Source organism: Clostridium sp. AF32-12BH (genome assembly GCF_003477935.1).
Classification (GTDB): Bacteria; Bacillota; Clostridia; order Lachnospirales; family Lachnospiraceae; genus Brotaphodocola.
The window spans coordinates 130,203-145,910 of sequence record NZ_QUEH01000002.1; the positions used below are offsets into that span (position 1 = coordinate 130,203).

At 46.5% G+C, this 15,708-nt stretch carries 14 protein-coding genes; 13 read left to right on the plus strand and 1 reads right to left on the minus strand.

What is annotated here, in order from left to right:
* Positions 1-41 precede the first annotated feature (41 nt).
* From DWZ40_RS02090 to DWZ40_RS02150, 13 genes are all read left to right on the plus strand, one after another.
* Positions 42-1,031: a beta-methylgalactoside transporter gene (locus DWZ40_RS02090; RefSeq protein WP_118540492.1), complete on the plus strand. Its 990-nt coding sequence runs from the start codon at positions 42-44 to the stop codon at positions 1,029-1,031.
* A 155-nt stretch (positions 1,032-1,186) separates the two neighbouring features.
* Positions 1,187-2,056, plus strand: coding sequence for a DegV family protein (locus DWZ40_RS02095; RefSeq protein ID WP_118540493.1), 870 nt, complete (start codon positions 1,187-1,189; stop codon positions 2,054-2,056).
* Positions 2,057-2,172: 116 nt separating this feature from the next.
* A complete protein-coding gene (locus DWZ40_RS02100; RefSeq protein ID WP_118540494.1) occupies positions 2,173-2,463 on the plus strand; it encodes a hypothetical protein in 291 nt (96 codons plus the stop codon).
* A gap of 366 nt (positions 2,464-2,829) precedes the next feature.
* Positions 2,830-4,047, plus strand: a complete 1,218-nt coding sequence (locus DWZ40_RS02105; RefSeq protein WP_118540495.1) for an iron-containing alcohol dehydrogenase — start codon at positions 2,830-2,832, stop codon at positions 4,045-4,047.
* Positions 4,048-4,243: 196 nt separating this feature from the next.
* Positions 4,244-5,488: an SLC13 family permease gene (locus DWZ40_RS02110; protein ID WP_182431593.1), complete on the plus strand. Its 1,245-nt coding sequence runs from the start codon at positions 4,244-4,246 to the stop codon at positions 5,486-5,488.
* Between the two features lie 149 nt (positions 5,489-5,637).
* Positions 5,638-7,557 (plus strand): DNA gyrase subunit B, encoded by a 1,920-nt coding sequence (locus DWZ40_RS02115; RefSeq protein ID WP_118540497.1) that lies wholly within the window; start codon positions 5,638-5,640, stop codon positions 7,555-7,557.
* A gap of 20 nt (positions 7,558-7,577) precedes the next feature.
* Positions 7,578-9,812, plus strand: a complete 2,235-nt coding sequence (locus DWZ40_RS02120) for a DNA topoisomerase (ATP-hydrolyzing) (RefSeq protein WP_118540498.1) — start codon at positions 7,578-7,580, stop codon at positions 9,810-9,812.
* 244 nt (positions 9,813-10,056) lie between these two features.
* Positions 10,057-11,142: an aspartate-semialdehyde dehydrogenase gene (gene asd, locus DWZ40_RS02125; protein ID WP_118540499.1), complete on the plus strand. Its 1,086-nt coding sequence runs from the start codon at positions 10,057-10,059 to the stop codon at positions 11,140-11,142.
* A 174-nt stretch (positions 11,143-11,316) separates the two neighbouring features.
* Positions 11,317-12,378 carry an aldose epimerase family protein gene (locus tag DWZ40_RS02130; protein ID WP_118540500.1) on the plus strand — a complete coding sequence of 354 codons (1,062 nt, stop codon included), beginning with the start codon at positions 11,317-11,319 and terminating at the stop codon, positions 12,376-12,378.
* A gap of 183 nt (positions 12,379-12,561) precedes the next feature.
* Positions 12,562-12,768 carry an alpha/beta-type small acid-soluble spore protein gene (locus DWZ40_RS02135; RefSeq protein WP_118540501.1) on the plus strand — a complete coding sequence of 69 codons (207 nt, stop codon included), beginning with the start codon at positions 12,562-12,564 and terminating at the stop codon, positions 12,766-12,768.
* Between the two features lie 311 nt (positions 12,769-13,079).
* Complete coding sequence (rsmD, locus tag DWZ40_RS02140; protein WP_118540502.1) at positions 13,080-13,634, plus strand: 16S rRNA (guanine(966)-N(2))-methyltransferase RsmD; 555 nt, start codon at positions 13,080-13,082, stop codon at positions 13,632-13,634.
* 1 nt (position 13,635) lies between these two features.
* On the plus strand, positions 13,636-14,118 hold the full coding sequence (gene coaD, locus DWZ40_RS02145) for a pantetheine-phosphate adenylyltransferase (RefSeq protein WP_118540503.1): 483 nt from the start codon (positions 13,636-13,638) through the stop codon (positions 14,116-14,118).
* Positions 14,119-14,181: 63 nt separating this feature from the next.
* Positions 14,182-14,766: a vacuolar family H+-ATPase subunit H gene (locus tag DWZ40_RS02150; RefSeq protein ID WP_118540504.1), complete on the plus strand. Its 585-nt coding sequence runs from the start codon at positions 14,182-14,184 to the stop codon at positions 14,764-14,766.
* Here DWZ40_RS02150 and DWZ40_RS02155 read toward each other — a convergent pair.
* Positions 14,717-15,703, minus strand: a complete 987-nt coding sequence (locus DWZ40_RS02155; protein WP_147354122.1) for a hypothetical protein — start codon at positions 15,701-15,703, stop codon at positions 14,717-14,719. The genes DWZ40_RS02150 and DWZ40_RS02155 overlap by 50 nt on opposite strands.
* Positions 15,704-15,708 lie beyond the last annotated feature (5 nt).

Below are 15,708 nucleotides of genomic sequence, written 5' to 3' on the forward strand. Positions count from 1 at the left end.
GCATCCGACTGTGAATTGAAACAATTAAGGAGGATACGAGGATGAATAAAAAAAATATTGATATAAAGAAAACACTGCTGGACAATGGTATCATCATTGTTCTGCTCCTGCTGGTACTCATCACCGGCATTACCAAAGATAATTTCTTCTCCTGGAACAACTTATCCAACATTTCTGTTAATACTGCAGCGCGTGTTATCATTGCCTTTGGTGTCAGCGGCTGTCTGATCACCAAAGGTACCGACCTTTCCGCAGGTCGTATGGTTGGTCTTGCTTCCTGTATCGCAGGTACCTTACTTCAGACCGCAGACTACAGCGGTAAGTTTTTTCCGAATTTAGGCGATATGCCGGTATTCGGTGTTCTGGCTTTATGTATCCTGATCTGCTGCATCTTCGGCCTGATCAATGGTATCGTTATCGCTTACTTAAATGTACCGGCCTTCATCGGCACCCTGGGCATGCAGCTGGCTGTATACGGCATCTGCCTGGTATACACCAACGCAACTCCTCTGGGCGGCTACCGCAAGGCTTACACTACAATCGCAACCGGCAAGCTATTTGGTCAGATCCCGTATATGTTCATCATCGCATTTGTGATTGGCCTGGTTATGTGGTTCGTATTCAACTACACCCGTCACGGCAAATACATGTATGCGATCGGCGGCAACGAGGCTGCTGCTGAGGTATCCGGCGTAAACGTAAAGAAAACCAAGATCATCATCTACGTAACTGCTGCAGCCCTGTATGCGATTGCAGGCTTCCTGCTTGGCGCAAAAGCCGGCGGTGCCAGCGTTAACATGGGTCAGGGCTATGAGCTGGAGGCAATCGCAGCATGTACCATCGGCGGTGTATCCGTAAATGGTGGTATCGGCCGTATCTCCGGTGTTGTCATCGGTGTTCTGGTATTCGAGCTGTTGAAATCTTCCATGCAGTTCCTTGGTATCCAGACCAACTACCAGTACATTGTACAGGGTATCGTAATCATCGTGGCAATTGCCCTTGATATCCGCAAATACATTGCAAAGAAATAATCGTGATCGAATTATGATTACATAAGAAAATCCCCGAGTACCGTCATTCGATGGTATTTCGGGGATTACTTGTTCTTTTGGAAAATTTAGTCTATAATAGCTTTTATGTGCAAATGAGAACCGGTATGTTTCGGTGGGATAAAGGAGAGTTTCGAATGAGAAAAACAGGAATCGTTACAGACAGCCATAGCGGCATTTCGCAGGAAGAAGCAGAGCGGCTTGGAATTTATGTGCTTCCCATGCCGTTTTATATGAATGATGTCTGTTATTATGAAGGAATCAACATTACCAGGGAAGAATTTTTGGAACGTCTGTCCAGACTGGAGAATATCAGTACCTCACAGCCATCACCGGAATCGGTCATGGAACTGTGGGACAAGGCACTTTTAAACTATGAGGACATTCTTTATATTCCGATCAGCAGTGGTCTCAGCGGTTCCTGTCAGACTGCCATGATGCTTTCCCGGGAAGAAAAATACGAGGGCAGGGTTTACGTTGTAGATAACGGAAGTGTTGCAACACCGCTCCATCAGAGTATTCTGGATGCACTGGAACTTTTGGAACAGGGATGCAGTGCAGCTGAAGTAAAAGAACGCATGGAGCGCGTTAAGACAAAAGCAGGCATTTACATTGCGGTCGATGATTTAAAATACTTAAAGCATGGCGGCCGTATTTCAGCCGGTGTGGCTCTGGTTGGCGGACTTTTAAATGTGAAACCCGTTCTGCATTTCGATATCGGTATTCTGGAACTTCACAAAAACTGCCGCGGTTTAAAGCGTGCAAAACAAACGATGATCGATGATGTGAAAAAGGTTATAGAAGACTCTTACCAGGATGAATACCATGCAGGAAATGTCCACATTGTGGCAGCTTCCAGTGCTGGAAAAGAAGAAACCGATGCCTGGGTAAAAGAGATTGAAGCAGCTTTTCCAGGAAGAACGATCCTGTGTGATGACCTTTCCTTCGGTGTGACCTGCCATATTGGACCAGGAGGACTTGGAATCGGCTACTCCTTAAAGCCGTGACCACTTTCCATGTATGATTTCCAGTAGTTCCCAGTGGATTTTCCATTCTCTGTATGGTAACATACTTTTGTAACAAATGTGTAATATTTATGTAATAAAAAAGGAGAATGACTACTATGAAAAGACACATCGCAACAACCGCAGCAGCTATGGCCGTGACTGCCCTGATGGCCTTTCAGCCGATGACCGCATTCGCGGCAGTTGGCAACTGCTCCAATAATAACGGATGTTATAGTACCGGATGTTACAGCAATGGCTGTGTTATTTCCGCATGCCAGAGCTTTGGCTGCAAGGCGAATGACTGCAGACAGAACAAAACTGCATGCAGAAAAAATCTGTCTGTGAAAAACTGCAGCAGCCCAAAACTGGTTTCTTACAAGATCAGCAATCTGGGATGCCAGAGATAACAGAAAACAAAAGAAAAACCATCTGACGGATCATTACATAAGATCATACTGCAGACGCACCCAACATGGTGCGTCTGTTTTACATTTGAATGAGATTTCGTGACGCTGTATGTATGCTGCAAAGTTTATGTTAAATCGGTGTTGATTTTAAGTGAATGTTGATTTTAAGTGAAATGTGACAAGACGCTAACAAGTAAAATATGCAATATAAAAATAAAATTGAAAAAAATGTTCAAAATCTATTGCAAAATATACAAAACATGGTATAGTAAATGCAGAGTTAATGTTAATTAATTAACGATAAGAAAAAAGAAACCAAAATCAAAAAGGTGTCGCGACATGACGCGGCAGAATGGAGGATTTGTTATGGCTAGATTCACATTACCGAGAGACTTATACCACGGAAAAGGTGCTTTGGAAGCATTAAAGACTTTCGAAGGTAAGAAAGCGATCATCTGCGTTGGCGGCGGTTCCATGAAACGCTTCGGATTTCTGGACAAAGCAAAACAGTATCTGGAAGAGGCCGGAATGGAAGTTCAGCTTTACGAGGGTATCGAGTCGGATCCTTCGGTAGAGACCGTTATGAAGGGTGCAGCAGCCATGGAAGCTTTCCAGCCAGACTGGATCGTAGCTATGGGCGGTGGTTCCCCGATCGATGCAGCAAAAGCTATGTGGATCAAGTATGAGTACCCGGATATCACCTTTGAAGATATGTGTAAGGTATTTGGTATTCCGAAACTGAGAAGAAAAGCTCACTTCTGTGCAATTTCCTCTACTTCCGGAACCGCAACAGAGGTTACTGCATTCTCGATCATTACCGATTACCAGAAGGGCATTAAGTATCCGATCGCAGACTTCGAGATCACCCCGGATGTTGCAATCGTGGATCCAGAACTGGCAGAGACCATGCCGCAGAAACTGGTTGCCCATACCGGTATGGATGCTATGACCCATGCGATTGAGGCTTATGTATCTACCGCAAACTGTGACTTTACCGATCCGCTTGCTCTTCACGCGATCAAGATGATCCAGAAAGATCTGGTTGACTCTTACAATGGCGATATGGCAAAACGTGATGCAATGCACAATGCACAGTGCCTGGCAGGTATGGCATTCTCCAACGCACTGCTTGGTATCGTTCACTCCATGGCTCATAAGACCGGCGCAGCTTTCGCAGATTACGGCGCACACATCATTCATGGTGCTGCAAACGCGATGTACCTGCCAAAGGTTATCGCATTCAACGCAAAAGATGAAACCGCGAAAGAGCGTTATGGCGAGATCGCAGACTTCATGAAACTGGGCGGCGATACCTTAGATGAGAAAGTTGCTCTTCTGATCGCTTACTTAAGAAAGATGAACGACGACTTAAAGATTCCGCACTGCATCAAGAACTATGGCGCAGACAGCTATCCGACCGAGCAGGGCTTCGTACCGGAAGAGGTATTCTTAGAGAGACTTCCTGAGATTGCAAAGAACGCGATCGCAGACGCATGTACCGGTTCCAACCCGCGTCAGCCTAGCCAGGAGGAGATGGAAAAACTTCTGAAGTGCTGCTACTATGATACTGAGGTAGATTTCTAATCAATAACATTACCTGTTATAGAAACAGAGCCCTGCCGGGCAAAAGTCCGGCAGGGCATTTTTTTATATTTTCTTAGTTCTGTTTTCGGTGATCAACTCATGGACGCAATCATTTCTTCCTATTGCCAGCTTAAAAAAAAATGGTTATAATAACACTTTGTTACTTTAAGAATAAATCAAAGGGATGAAAAGAATCATGAAAAGGCTGGTCGCATATTTCAAAAAGGAGACGGTGCTTTGCATTGCAGCAATTCTTGCCGTTATTTCTGTATTTTTTGTCCATCCGGACAGTCAGTATCCTGGATATCTGGACTACCGGACACTGGCATTGCTGTTTTCTCTGATGACGATCATGGAAGGGTTTAAACAGACCGGGTTTTTTGGAAAGGTGGCGCAGGCACTGCTTGCGAAGGTCCATACGTTCCGCCAGCTCTATCTGGTACTGGTGATGCTTTGCTTCTTTTGCTCCATGTGGATCACCAACGATGTGTCACTGCTGACGTTTGTTCCATTTACGATCCTGGTTCTGGAGCTTGCCGGCTTACAAAAAGAAATGATCCCGGTCATTGTCATGCAGACGATCGCAGCGAACCTGGGCAGCATGATGACACCGGTGGGAAATCCGCAGAATCTGTATCTGTATTCGGTTTCCGGTATGGGAATGGGGCAGTTTCTGATGATCCTTGGACCGCTTAGCCTCCTTTCTTTTTTGATGATCCTGGGAGCTTGTGTGGCTCATAAAAACTTCCCATTAGATTCGGAACGGTTGAAGTCAGAAATGCTGGCCTCTCATACAGATACAAAAACGCAAAAAGCTACCGCAGACCATGCTTTTGCAAATGTAAAAACACAGGACCGCCCTGCAGGCAAACGACACAGTGAGAAGGATCAGTCCCGTTACCAGAATCTGCTGCTGGCAGTGCTGTTTTTGTTCAGCCTGCTTTCGGTATTCCGCGTGCTGGAATGGCCGCTTCTTCTGCTGATCGTATTGATCGGATGCCTGCTGTTAAGCGGACTTTTCCACAGCACGTTTCTGCCGCGAAACGTCGATTACAGCCTTCTGCTTACGTTTATTGCATTTTTTATTTTTATCGGCAATATGAAGCGGATGGATCTGGTGCGGGATCTGCTAAACCAGCTCTTGACGGGCCGGGAACTGTTTGTTTCTTTTGCCTGCAGCCAGGTGATCAGCAATGTACCGGCAGCAATCCTGCTTTCCGGCTTTACCGACCAGTACGCGGCACTTTTGCGCGGTGTGAACATTGGCGGACTCGGTACGCTGATCGCATCGCTGGCAAGCCTGATCTCTTATAAGTTTTTTGCAGAAAGTCAGGAGCATTTCCCGGAAGCCGGAACGAAACAGCAGTATCTGATCCGTTTTACAGTCTGGAATTTTGGGATGGCAGTGATTTTACTGCTTGCAGCTGTGATTTTGGGCTAGCAGACTGTTGGATGAAAACGATATGAACCATAACGAAAATCTTTTTTGCGGTAGTTTGACATGGAATCATGGATTTTGATTCTTGATTTTTTCAGGTATTATATTGTATAATTTTAATTCGAACATTTGTTTTATAATTGGAGGGAAACATGGCAAATACACAGTATAACGCAGACAGTATCACGGTCCTGGAAGGACTGGAAGCAGTACGCAAACGTCCCGGCATGTACATTGGAAGCGTTGGAACAAAAGGATTAAATCATCTGATTTATGAGATCGTGGACAATGCAGTAGACGAACATCTGGCTGGTTTCTGCGATACCATATGGGTTATCCTGGAAGCAGACGGCTCCTGTACGGTAAAGGACAGCGGACGTGGCATCCCGGTAGAAATGCATAAAAAAGGCGTATCTGCAGAGCGTGTGGTTTTATCTACACTGCATGCGGGCGGTAAATTTGACAACCAGGCTTACAAGACCAGCGGCGGACTGCACGGTGTCGGTTCCTCTGTCGTGAATGCCTTATCTGCCCATATGGATGTCAAAATCTATAAAAATGGTTTTATCCATCACGATGCGTATGAGCGCGGTATCCCCACCGTGGAACTGGAAAACGGATTGCTCCCGGTACTCGGAAAGACCAGACAGACCGGTACCGAGATCAATTTCCTGCCAGACGACGAAATCTTTGAAAAAACACGGTTTAAGGCAGACTGGTTAAAGAGCCGTCTGCATGAGACCGCTTATTTAAATCCGGGCCTTACCATTTATTATAAAAATGCACGTGCCAACGAGAAAGAAGAGCTCACCTACCATGAACCGGAAGGAATCGTGGCTTATGTAAAGGAATTAAACCGCGGCAAGACGGTGATCCACGAACCAATTTACTTTAAGAAGGAACTGGATCAGATCGAGGTGGAAGTAGCGATCCAGTTTGTCGATGCTTTTGAGGAAAATATCCTTGGCTTCTGTAATAATATTTTTACGCAAGAGGGCGGTACGCATCTGGTTGGTTTTAAGACCCGCTTTACCCAGCTGATCAACTCCTATGCCCGAGAGCTGGGCATCTTAAAGGAGAAAGATCCGAACTTTACTGGTGCGGATACCCGAAACGGCATGACGGCGATCGTTGCCGTGAAGCATCCGGATCCGATCTTTGAGGGTCAGACGAAAACGAAGCTTGCAAGTGCAGATGCCACCAAAGCAGTCTTTACGGTATCCGGCGATCTGCTTTCGCATTATTTTGACCGCAATCTGGAGACTTTAAAAGCCATCATCGGCTGCGCGGAAAAATCCGCAAAGATCCGCAAAGCAGAAGAGAAGGCGAAGACCAACATGCTGACAAAGTCTAAATTTTCCTTTGACAGCAACGGGAAGCTGGCAAACTGCGAGAGCCGTGATGCCGAGCTTTGCGAAATCTTTATCGTAGAGGGAGATTCTGCGGGCGGTTCTGCCAAAACAGCCAGAAACCGCAAATACCAGGCAATCCTTCCAATCCGTGGTAAGATCCTGAATGTGGAAAAAGCATCCATGGACAAGGTACTGGCCAATGCCGAGATCAAAACCATGATCAATACCTTCGGCTGCGGCTTTTCAGAAGGGTATGGAAACGATTTCGATATCACCAAACTAAAATATAACAAGATCATTCTCATGACGGATGCCGATGTCGACGGAAGCCACATCGACACCCTGCTTCTGACGTTTTTATACCGGTTTATGCCGGAGCTGATCTACAACGGCCATGTTTACATTGCCATGCCGCCGCTTTACAAGGTCATCCCGTCCAGAGGACAGGAGCAGTACTTATACGATGATAAAGAGCTGGAGCGCTACCGAAAAAACCATACCGGCGATTTCCGGCTGCAGCGTTATAAAGGTCTTGGTGAGATGGACCCGGAGCAGCTCTGGGAAACCACGCTCGACCCGGAGCGCCGCGTCTTAAAGCGTGTGGAAATCGAGGATGCACGCATGGCATCCGAAGTGACCGAGATGCTGATGGGAAGCGAAGTGCCGCCAAGAAAACAGTTTATCTATGACCATGCAAACGAAGCAGAGATCGATGCGTAAGGGAGTGAAGGAGAAAAAACATGGCTGAGAAGATATTAACAACAGAATATTCGGAGGAGATGCAGCGCAGTTACTTAAACTACTCCATGAGCGTCATTACTGCCAGAGCGATCCCGGATGCGCGCGACGGCTTAAAGCCGGTACAGCGCCGTGTCCTTTACGATATGAGCGAGCTGCGCTTGGGACACGATAAACCACACAGAAAATCGGCGCGTATCGTCGGCGACACCATGGGTAAATACCATCCGCACGGTGACAGCTCCATCTACGAGACGCTGGTTGTGATGTCCCAGGACTTTAAAAAGGGAATGGCCCTGGTAGATGGTCACGGAAACTTCGGTTCCATCGAGGGAGACGGCGCCGCGGCTATGCGTTACACCGAGGCCCGCTTAAAGAAGTTTGCGGAAGAAGTGTATTTAAAGGATCTGGACAAGACCGTGCAGTTCGTATCCAACTACGATGAATCTGAAAAAGAGCCGGAGGTTCTTCCGGTCCGCGTGCCGAACCTTCTGATCAACGGTGCGGAGGGCATCGCGGTCGGCATGAGCACCAGCATCCCGACACACAATTTGGGAGAGGTGGTCGATCTGGTCAAAGCCTATATCGACCGTCCGGACATGTCACTTGAAGAGATGATGGAATATATGCCGGGGCCGGATTTTCCTACCGGAGGTATCATTGCCAATCAAAAAGATTTGCCGGCGATCTATGAAACCGGAACCGGTAAGATCAAGCTGCGCGGCAAGATCGAGGTAGAATTGGGACGCCGGAAAAGTGACCGGGACAAGCTTGTCATCAGCGAGATCCCGTACACCATGATCGGTGCCGGCATCAATAAATTCCTGGTCGACATTGCAGAACTCGTAGAAAACAAGACTTTATCAGATGTTGTAGACATTTCCAACCAGTCAAACAAAGAGGGAATCCGCATTGTCCTCGAGCTGAAAAAGGATGCCGACATCGAGAAAATCCGCAACATTCTCTACAAGAAGACAAAATTGGAAGATACCTTTGGCGTCAACATGCTGGCGATCGCCCACGGACGTCCAGAAACCTTAAACTTGCGCGGAATCCTGGAAAATTATCTGGAGTTCCTGTATGAAAATACAACCCGCAAGTATCAGGCACTTCTGGAAAAAGAACTGGAAAAAAAGGAAATCCGCGAAGGTCTCATCCGTGCCTGCGATGTGATCGACTTAATCATCGCAATCCTGCGCGGCTCGAAAAACTTAAAAGACGCCAAAGCCTGCTTAATGACCGGTGACATTTCCAGGATCCAGTTTAAGCATCCGGGCTTTGAGGAGGATGCAAAGCAGCTTAACTTTACGGAAAAGCAGGCAAATGCCATTCTCGAAATGCGCCTTTATAAATTGATCGGTCTGGAAATCCTGGCGCTGCAGAAAGACTATAAGGAATGCCTGAAGAAAATTGCAGAATATGAGAAAATCTTAAAGAGCCGTGACGGCATGAATCAGGTCATCAAAGAGGATCTGGACCACATTAAGGAAGAATTCGCCCAGCCGAGAAAGACCCTGATCGAAAACGGAAAAGAGGCCGTATACGAGGAATCTGCGGTAGCTGTGAGCGAAGTGGTGTTTGTCATGGACCGCTTCGGTTACTGCAAGCTTCTCGACCGTTCCACTTACGACCGGAACCGGGAAACCGTAGATACCGAATACAAGTATGTGATCCCGTGTCTGAATACCGATAAGCTCTGCGTATTCACTGACACCGGAAACCTGCACCAGATCAAGCTGATGGATGTTCCATCCGGAAAACTCCGCGATAAGGGAACCCCGATCGATAATTTAAGCAAATACGATGGAAGCAAAGAAGAAATCATCTTCCTGACCAATTTTGGACGTCTGACCGGACAGATTTTATTGTTCGCCACAAAAATGGCCATGGTAAAGCAGGTCCCCGCAGAAGAATTTGTGACCAACAACCGGACAGTAGCATCGACCAAGCTGCAGGAGGGAGACAGCCTGTTAACCGTCCGGATTGTGGGAACCGAGACCGATCTTGTCCTGCAAAGTGCCGGCGGTATGTTCCTGCGGTTCTCCATGGAAGATATTCCAGAGCTGAAAAAGAATTCCCGCGGTGTGCGCGGCATGAAGCTGGGAGCGGGAGACGAGTTGGAAAATGTTTATTTTGTGACCCAGCAGCCACAGATCACTTATAAAGAAAAAGAAGTTCACCTGAACCGTCTGAAATTAGCAAAACGAGATGGCAAAGGAAGTAAGGTACGCCTGTAGTTTCCGTCTCTCACGTGCAGTTGTACTTATATCAAAGAAAATATCCGTGTGGCGCGTACAAATGTATTTTTCTGACGAATCAGTATTGATTTTTTACAAAAATTGAGATAGGATAAGCGGGAACGAAAAAGCAAAAAGTGACAAACAGGTGAAAAATGTTTCTGCAGCGTGTGAACAGCCACAAAACAGTCACCGGTCAGAATCAGGAAAGAATTGTCACGAAGAAAATAAGGAGCTTATGATTATGGAAAAGAAATTGCGTGTTGGCGTGCTTGGCGCGACCGGTATGGTAGGACAGAGATTTATCTCCCTTCTGGAGAATCATCCGTGGTATGAGGTAGTTACCGTGGCTGCAAGCCCGCGTTCTGCCGGAAAAACCTACGAGGAGGCTGTCGGCGGACGCTGGAAAATGACCACACCAATGCCGGAAGCAGTAAAGAAGCTGGTAGTCATGAATGTCAATGAGGTAGAAAAAGTTGCTGCCAGTGTTGACTTTGTATTCAGTGCAGTAGACATGACCAAGGAAGAGATCAAGGCGATCGAGGAAGCGTACGCAAAGACTGAGACCCCGGTTGTTTCCAATAACAGTGCACACCGCTGGACTCCGGACGTTCCGATGGTTGTTCCGGAGATCAACCCGGAGCACTTTAAAGTAATCGAGTTCCAGAAAAAACGTCTGGGAACCAAGAGAGGCTTTGTTGCTGTAAAGCCGAACTGCTCCATTCAGAGCTACGCTCCGGTCCTGACTGCATGGAAAGAGTTTGAGCCATACGAGGTCGTTGCTACCACCTACCAGGCAATCTCCGGTGCAGGAAAAACCTTCAAAGACTGGCCGGAAATGGAAGGAAACATCATTCCTTACATCGGCGGCGAGGAAGAGAAGAGTGAGCAGGAGCCGCTTCGTATCTGGGGCGAGATCAAAGATGGCGTGATCGTAAAGGCATCTGATCCGAAGATCACCTGCCAGTGCATCCGTGTTCCGGTATTAAATGGCCACACTGCTGCAGTATTCGTAAAATTCCGCAAGAAACCGACCAAGGAAGAGCTGATCGATCGTCTGGTGAAATTCTCCGGACTTCCGCAGGAGTTAAAGCTTCCGAGCGCACCGAAGCAGTTTATCCAGTACTTAGAGGAGGATAACCGTCCGCAGGTTTCCTTAGATGTAGACTATGAGAACGGCATGGGCATTTCTGTAGGCCGTATCCGTGAAGACAGCATCTACGATTACAAGTTCGTAGGACTTTCCCACAACACCGTCCGCGGTGCTGCCGGCGGGGCAGTGCTTTGTGCAGAACTTCTGACTGCACAGGGTTACATCCAGGCCAAATAATCGGATTGGATTCAGGCAGTATTACAAAATAAAGGTTCAAAAACGAGGGTGCATTCAGTTCCTACTGGATTGCATCCTCGCTTTATGCTATAATCGAATAGAACATGCGTTGCTTTTTTCGCAGCGCAGGAACAGTAACGAATTTCATACGGAAAACGTGGAGGGAATACGACTATGGCATGCAGCAAGGAATTATTTGGCACTCTGGAAAATGGGGCGAAGCTCACAAAATACATTCTTACAAATGAACACGGGGTAAAAGCTGCGTTTACAGATCTTGGTGCGATCTGGCTCGAAATGATTGTGCCGGATAAAAACGGTAATTTCAATGATGTGGTACTTGGTTTTGACACACCGGAAAAATATCTGGATCAGGATACACACTTCGGAGAAATCGTTGGAAGAAATGCAAACCGCATCGGAAACGCAACCTGCACCATTGACGGCATCACCTATGCACTGGTCATCAACGATAACGGAGTCAACAATCTTCACAGCGGACCGGATTTTTTGCGGAACCGGATCTGGGATGCTGAAGTTTCTGAAACTGCGGAGGGAACCAAGATCACGTTTTCCCTCTTTAGTCCGGACGGCGACCAGAATTATCCTGGCAATGCCGATATCCGTGTCAGCTACACCCTGACCAATGACGATGCCCTCCGTATCGATTATCATATGACCTGTGATGAGGACACCATTGCAAACTTTACAAACCACGCCTATTTTAACCTGGCTGGTCAGGAATCCGGCTCGGCCATGAACCAGAAAGTCTGGATCGATGCAGACCAGTTTACCATTGCAGACCAGTATTCCATTCCGACCGGAGAACTGGTCCCAGTAAAGGGAACGCCAATGGATTTTACACAGTTTAAAACCATTGCAGACGAGATCGATGCAGATTATGAGCCATTAAAATTCGCAAAAGGCTATGACCACAACTGGGTTTTAAACCATAAGGAAGGCGAACTGTCACTGGCTGCGAAAGCCAAAGATGAAGCAAGCGGCCGTATCATGGAAGTTTATACGGACCTTCCGGGAATCCAGTTCTATACCGGCAATTTTCTCACATCTATGGAGGGCAAGAACGGGGCAGTCTATAACCATCGTCAGGGATACTGCTTTGAAACCCAGTACTTCCCGGATGCAGTCAACAAACCGCAGTTTGCGTCCCCGATTTTAAAGGGCGGAGATATTTACCAGACTATTACGATTTATAAATTTAAAACGGAAGCGTAATGGTTTTTGCATATCTGCGCGATTACAATTCATAGGTAATACATATTCTGTCAATTTACGCAGAAGATGCCAGGGTAAGATTCTTTCTTAAGCACATACTAGGAACGTAACAAAAAACAAACCAGCTGTAACGCAGGAGAAAACGCCTGCTTTACGGCAGGCGCTTAAGAAAGGAGACCAATTATGGCAAGCAGATCTTCTAACAGGGCAGAGGTCCCGGAAGCAAAAGAAGCACTGGATCGTTTTAAAATGGAGGTTGCAGATGAGCTGGGCGTTCCGTTATCCGATGGTTATAACGGAAACTTAACTTCTGCGCAGAATGGTTCTGTCGGCGGTTATATGGTCAAAAAAATGATCGAGGCTCAGGAAAGACAGATGGCAGGAAAGTAATCATGATATTTCGTGATAAAATCCGGAAATAATCGAAAAGAGGACCCGCGGTACAAAACTGCGGGTCTTTTCGATGTTTCATAAGAAAATATGGTTTGTGAAAACAACAGCATGTAACGGATTGCATTGCTTGTTGTATAAAAAAAGATACGAAACCACACCATAATTTACTTGTATATCCGAAAAATTAACGCTATAATTGCTGTGATTGTAATTGTATACATAAACAATTACCTGATATTATATTTGCAAAGATGCCAGATTACTGCACGAAGACAGTAAAAGGAATCTTTTCATGACAGGAGAATCATATGAGAGTAATCGCAGGGAGTGCGAGACGTACCCAGTTAAAAACACTGGAGGGCATGAACACTCGTCCAACGCAGGACCGCATTAAGGAAACACTTTTTAATATGCTTCAATACGATCTGGCAGACTGTACGTTTCTGGATCTTTTTGCCGGAAGCGGAGGAATCGGCATTGAGGCATTAAGCCGTGGAGCCGGACAGGCTGTTTTTGTGGAACAGAATGAAGCCGCAGTGCAGATTGTCCGTGATAATTTAAAAGCAACCAAGCTAGAAGAAAGAGCCGTTGTCATGCATTGTGACGCGCTTTCAGCATTGAAACGTCTGGAAGGAAAATACCGGTTTGATTTCATTTTCATGGATCCCCCATACAACCATGAATTAGAAAAACAGATGTTAGACTATTTAAAAACCTCTTCCATGATCGATAAACAGAGTACCCTGATCATCGAAGCATCCCTTGAGACAGATTTTTCCTATCTGTCTTCTATGGGTTACATTACAGAGAAAATAAAAGAATACAAGACAAATAAACATGTATTTGTCTATCGAGGAGAATGATATGGCAATAGCAGTATACCCTGGAAGTTTTGACCCAGTAACCCTGGGACATCTGGATATCATTGAGCGGTCTGCGCATATGATGGACCGTCTGATCGTCGGAGTTTTGCAGAATAATTCAAAAACTCCGTTGTTTTCTGTCGAAGAACGTGTTAAGATGTTAGAGGATGTAACCTCTCATTTACCAAATGTGGAAATCCGTTCTTTTGGAGGCCTTCTGGTAGACTTTGTGCACCAGTGTGAAGCAGATGTGGTCGTGAGAGGACTTCGTGCAATCACAGATTTTGAATATGAACTTCAGATGGCACAGACAAACCGGGTGATCGCTCCGGATATCGATACCATTTTTTTAACGACGAACTTAAAATATTCCTATTTGAGCTCCAGTATCGTAAAGGAAATCGCTGGTTACCAGGGTGATATCCATGAATTTCTGCATCCGGCGATTGCAGAAAAAGTGCGTGAGAAGATGGCAAACAGGTAACAGCCGTGTAACTTCCCGGCAGGTCTGCGCAGTGATAGAAAAACGCGTTAAGGAGAATTAATCATGAGTAGAATCGAACAGTTGATCGGTGAGATCGAAGAATATATTGACAGCTGTAAATTTCAGCCTCTTTCTAATACGAAAATCCTGGTAAACAAGGAAGAGCTGGAGGAATTGCTGGTCGAGCTTCGACTCCGTATTCCGGATGAAATCAAAAAATATCAGAAGATCATCAGCAACCAGGATGCCATTTTAAACGAGGCACGTGCGCAGGCTGACGCTATGGTAGCCGAAGCAACCGCACAGACCAACGAACTGGTAAACGAGCATGAGATCATGCAGAAAGCATATGCAGAAGCAAACCGTGTTGTAGAAGACGCACAGGCACAGGCACAGACCATCATCGATGAGGCAGTAAATGAGGCAAACGGTATCCGCCAGGCTTCCATCAATTATACCGACGATATGTTAAACAGCCTGCAGACGATCATTACCCATTCCATGGAGGGCGCACAGAGCCGTTTTGACGCATTTCTTTCTTCCATGCAGTCCAGCTACGATATCGTTTCTTCCAACCGTGGAGAACTGGCTGGCAGTGTTACCAGTGTTGAGGAAACCCCAGAGGAAGCACCAGCTGAAGAACAGTAATCATGAGCATGGAAAGCCCTGCGTGCAGGAGCTTCCATCCTATGTAATGCCGGATATCAAATCCGGCATTTTTCTTGCCCTGAACCAAAACACTCTTTACCTGAAAAATTCCGGAAATCCCACCAAAGGCAGCCGATGCCATGCTGAGCGGAAGCTGTCCGGCGGCCGGAAAAGTCTGGCAGATCTGATGGATTCCGGTTGTCATTTCAAAAATGCCGCACAAAATGGCGGAAATCCTGGGCGGAATCCATTCTGCGTGACGAATAAAGCAAACCAATATGGAAAACAGCATCATATATCCACCGATCAGGACCATGGTATCGCATACTTCGTACAAGATAGAATCCAGACCGGAAGAGTGTCCCGAATGCTGCGGGTCTCCCTGGAACGTCGTGCATGCGTTTTGGCTGACCGGGACGGAACTGACCGGATCTTCTGAGATTTTTGAACGGTCAGACAGATCTGGATAGGCGATTACGCTTTTGGCTGCTGCAGACAACAAAAATACCGGGGCGTAGATTCCCAAAAACAGAAGAACCGGGGATACCGGTTCTTTCAGCTGCTGTCTTACATATCCAAACAGAAACATGGGACTTGGATAGCTGCAAAGTGCAAGAAGATAAGAAGCTTCTTTTTCGGAAATCTGATTTTGGGATAAAAATCTGGAACAAAGGGAAGGACCGACCGGATAACCGCAAAGCATCCCGCAAAAAAGAATGAAGCTTCCCTGCTCACTTAAGGAAAAAATGCGGGAAAACAATGGGCGCAAAAGACGCATCAGCACAGATGCGCCGCCGATATCCAGAATCAGACGGGTAAAGATCATAGCCGGAGCCAGTGCGGGCAGCACCGTATGAAACCATAACAAAAGCCCGTCCGAAGCCCCCTCTACGCTGTATTGCGGAAACAGCAGGATCATAAAAAAAATCAGGATCAATACAG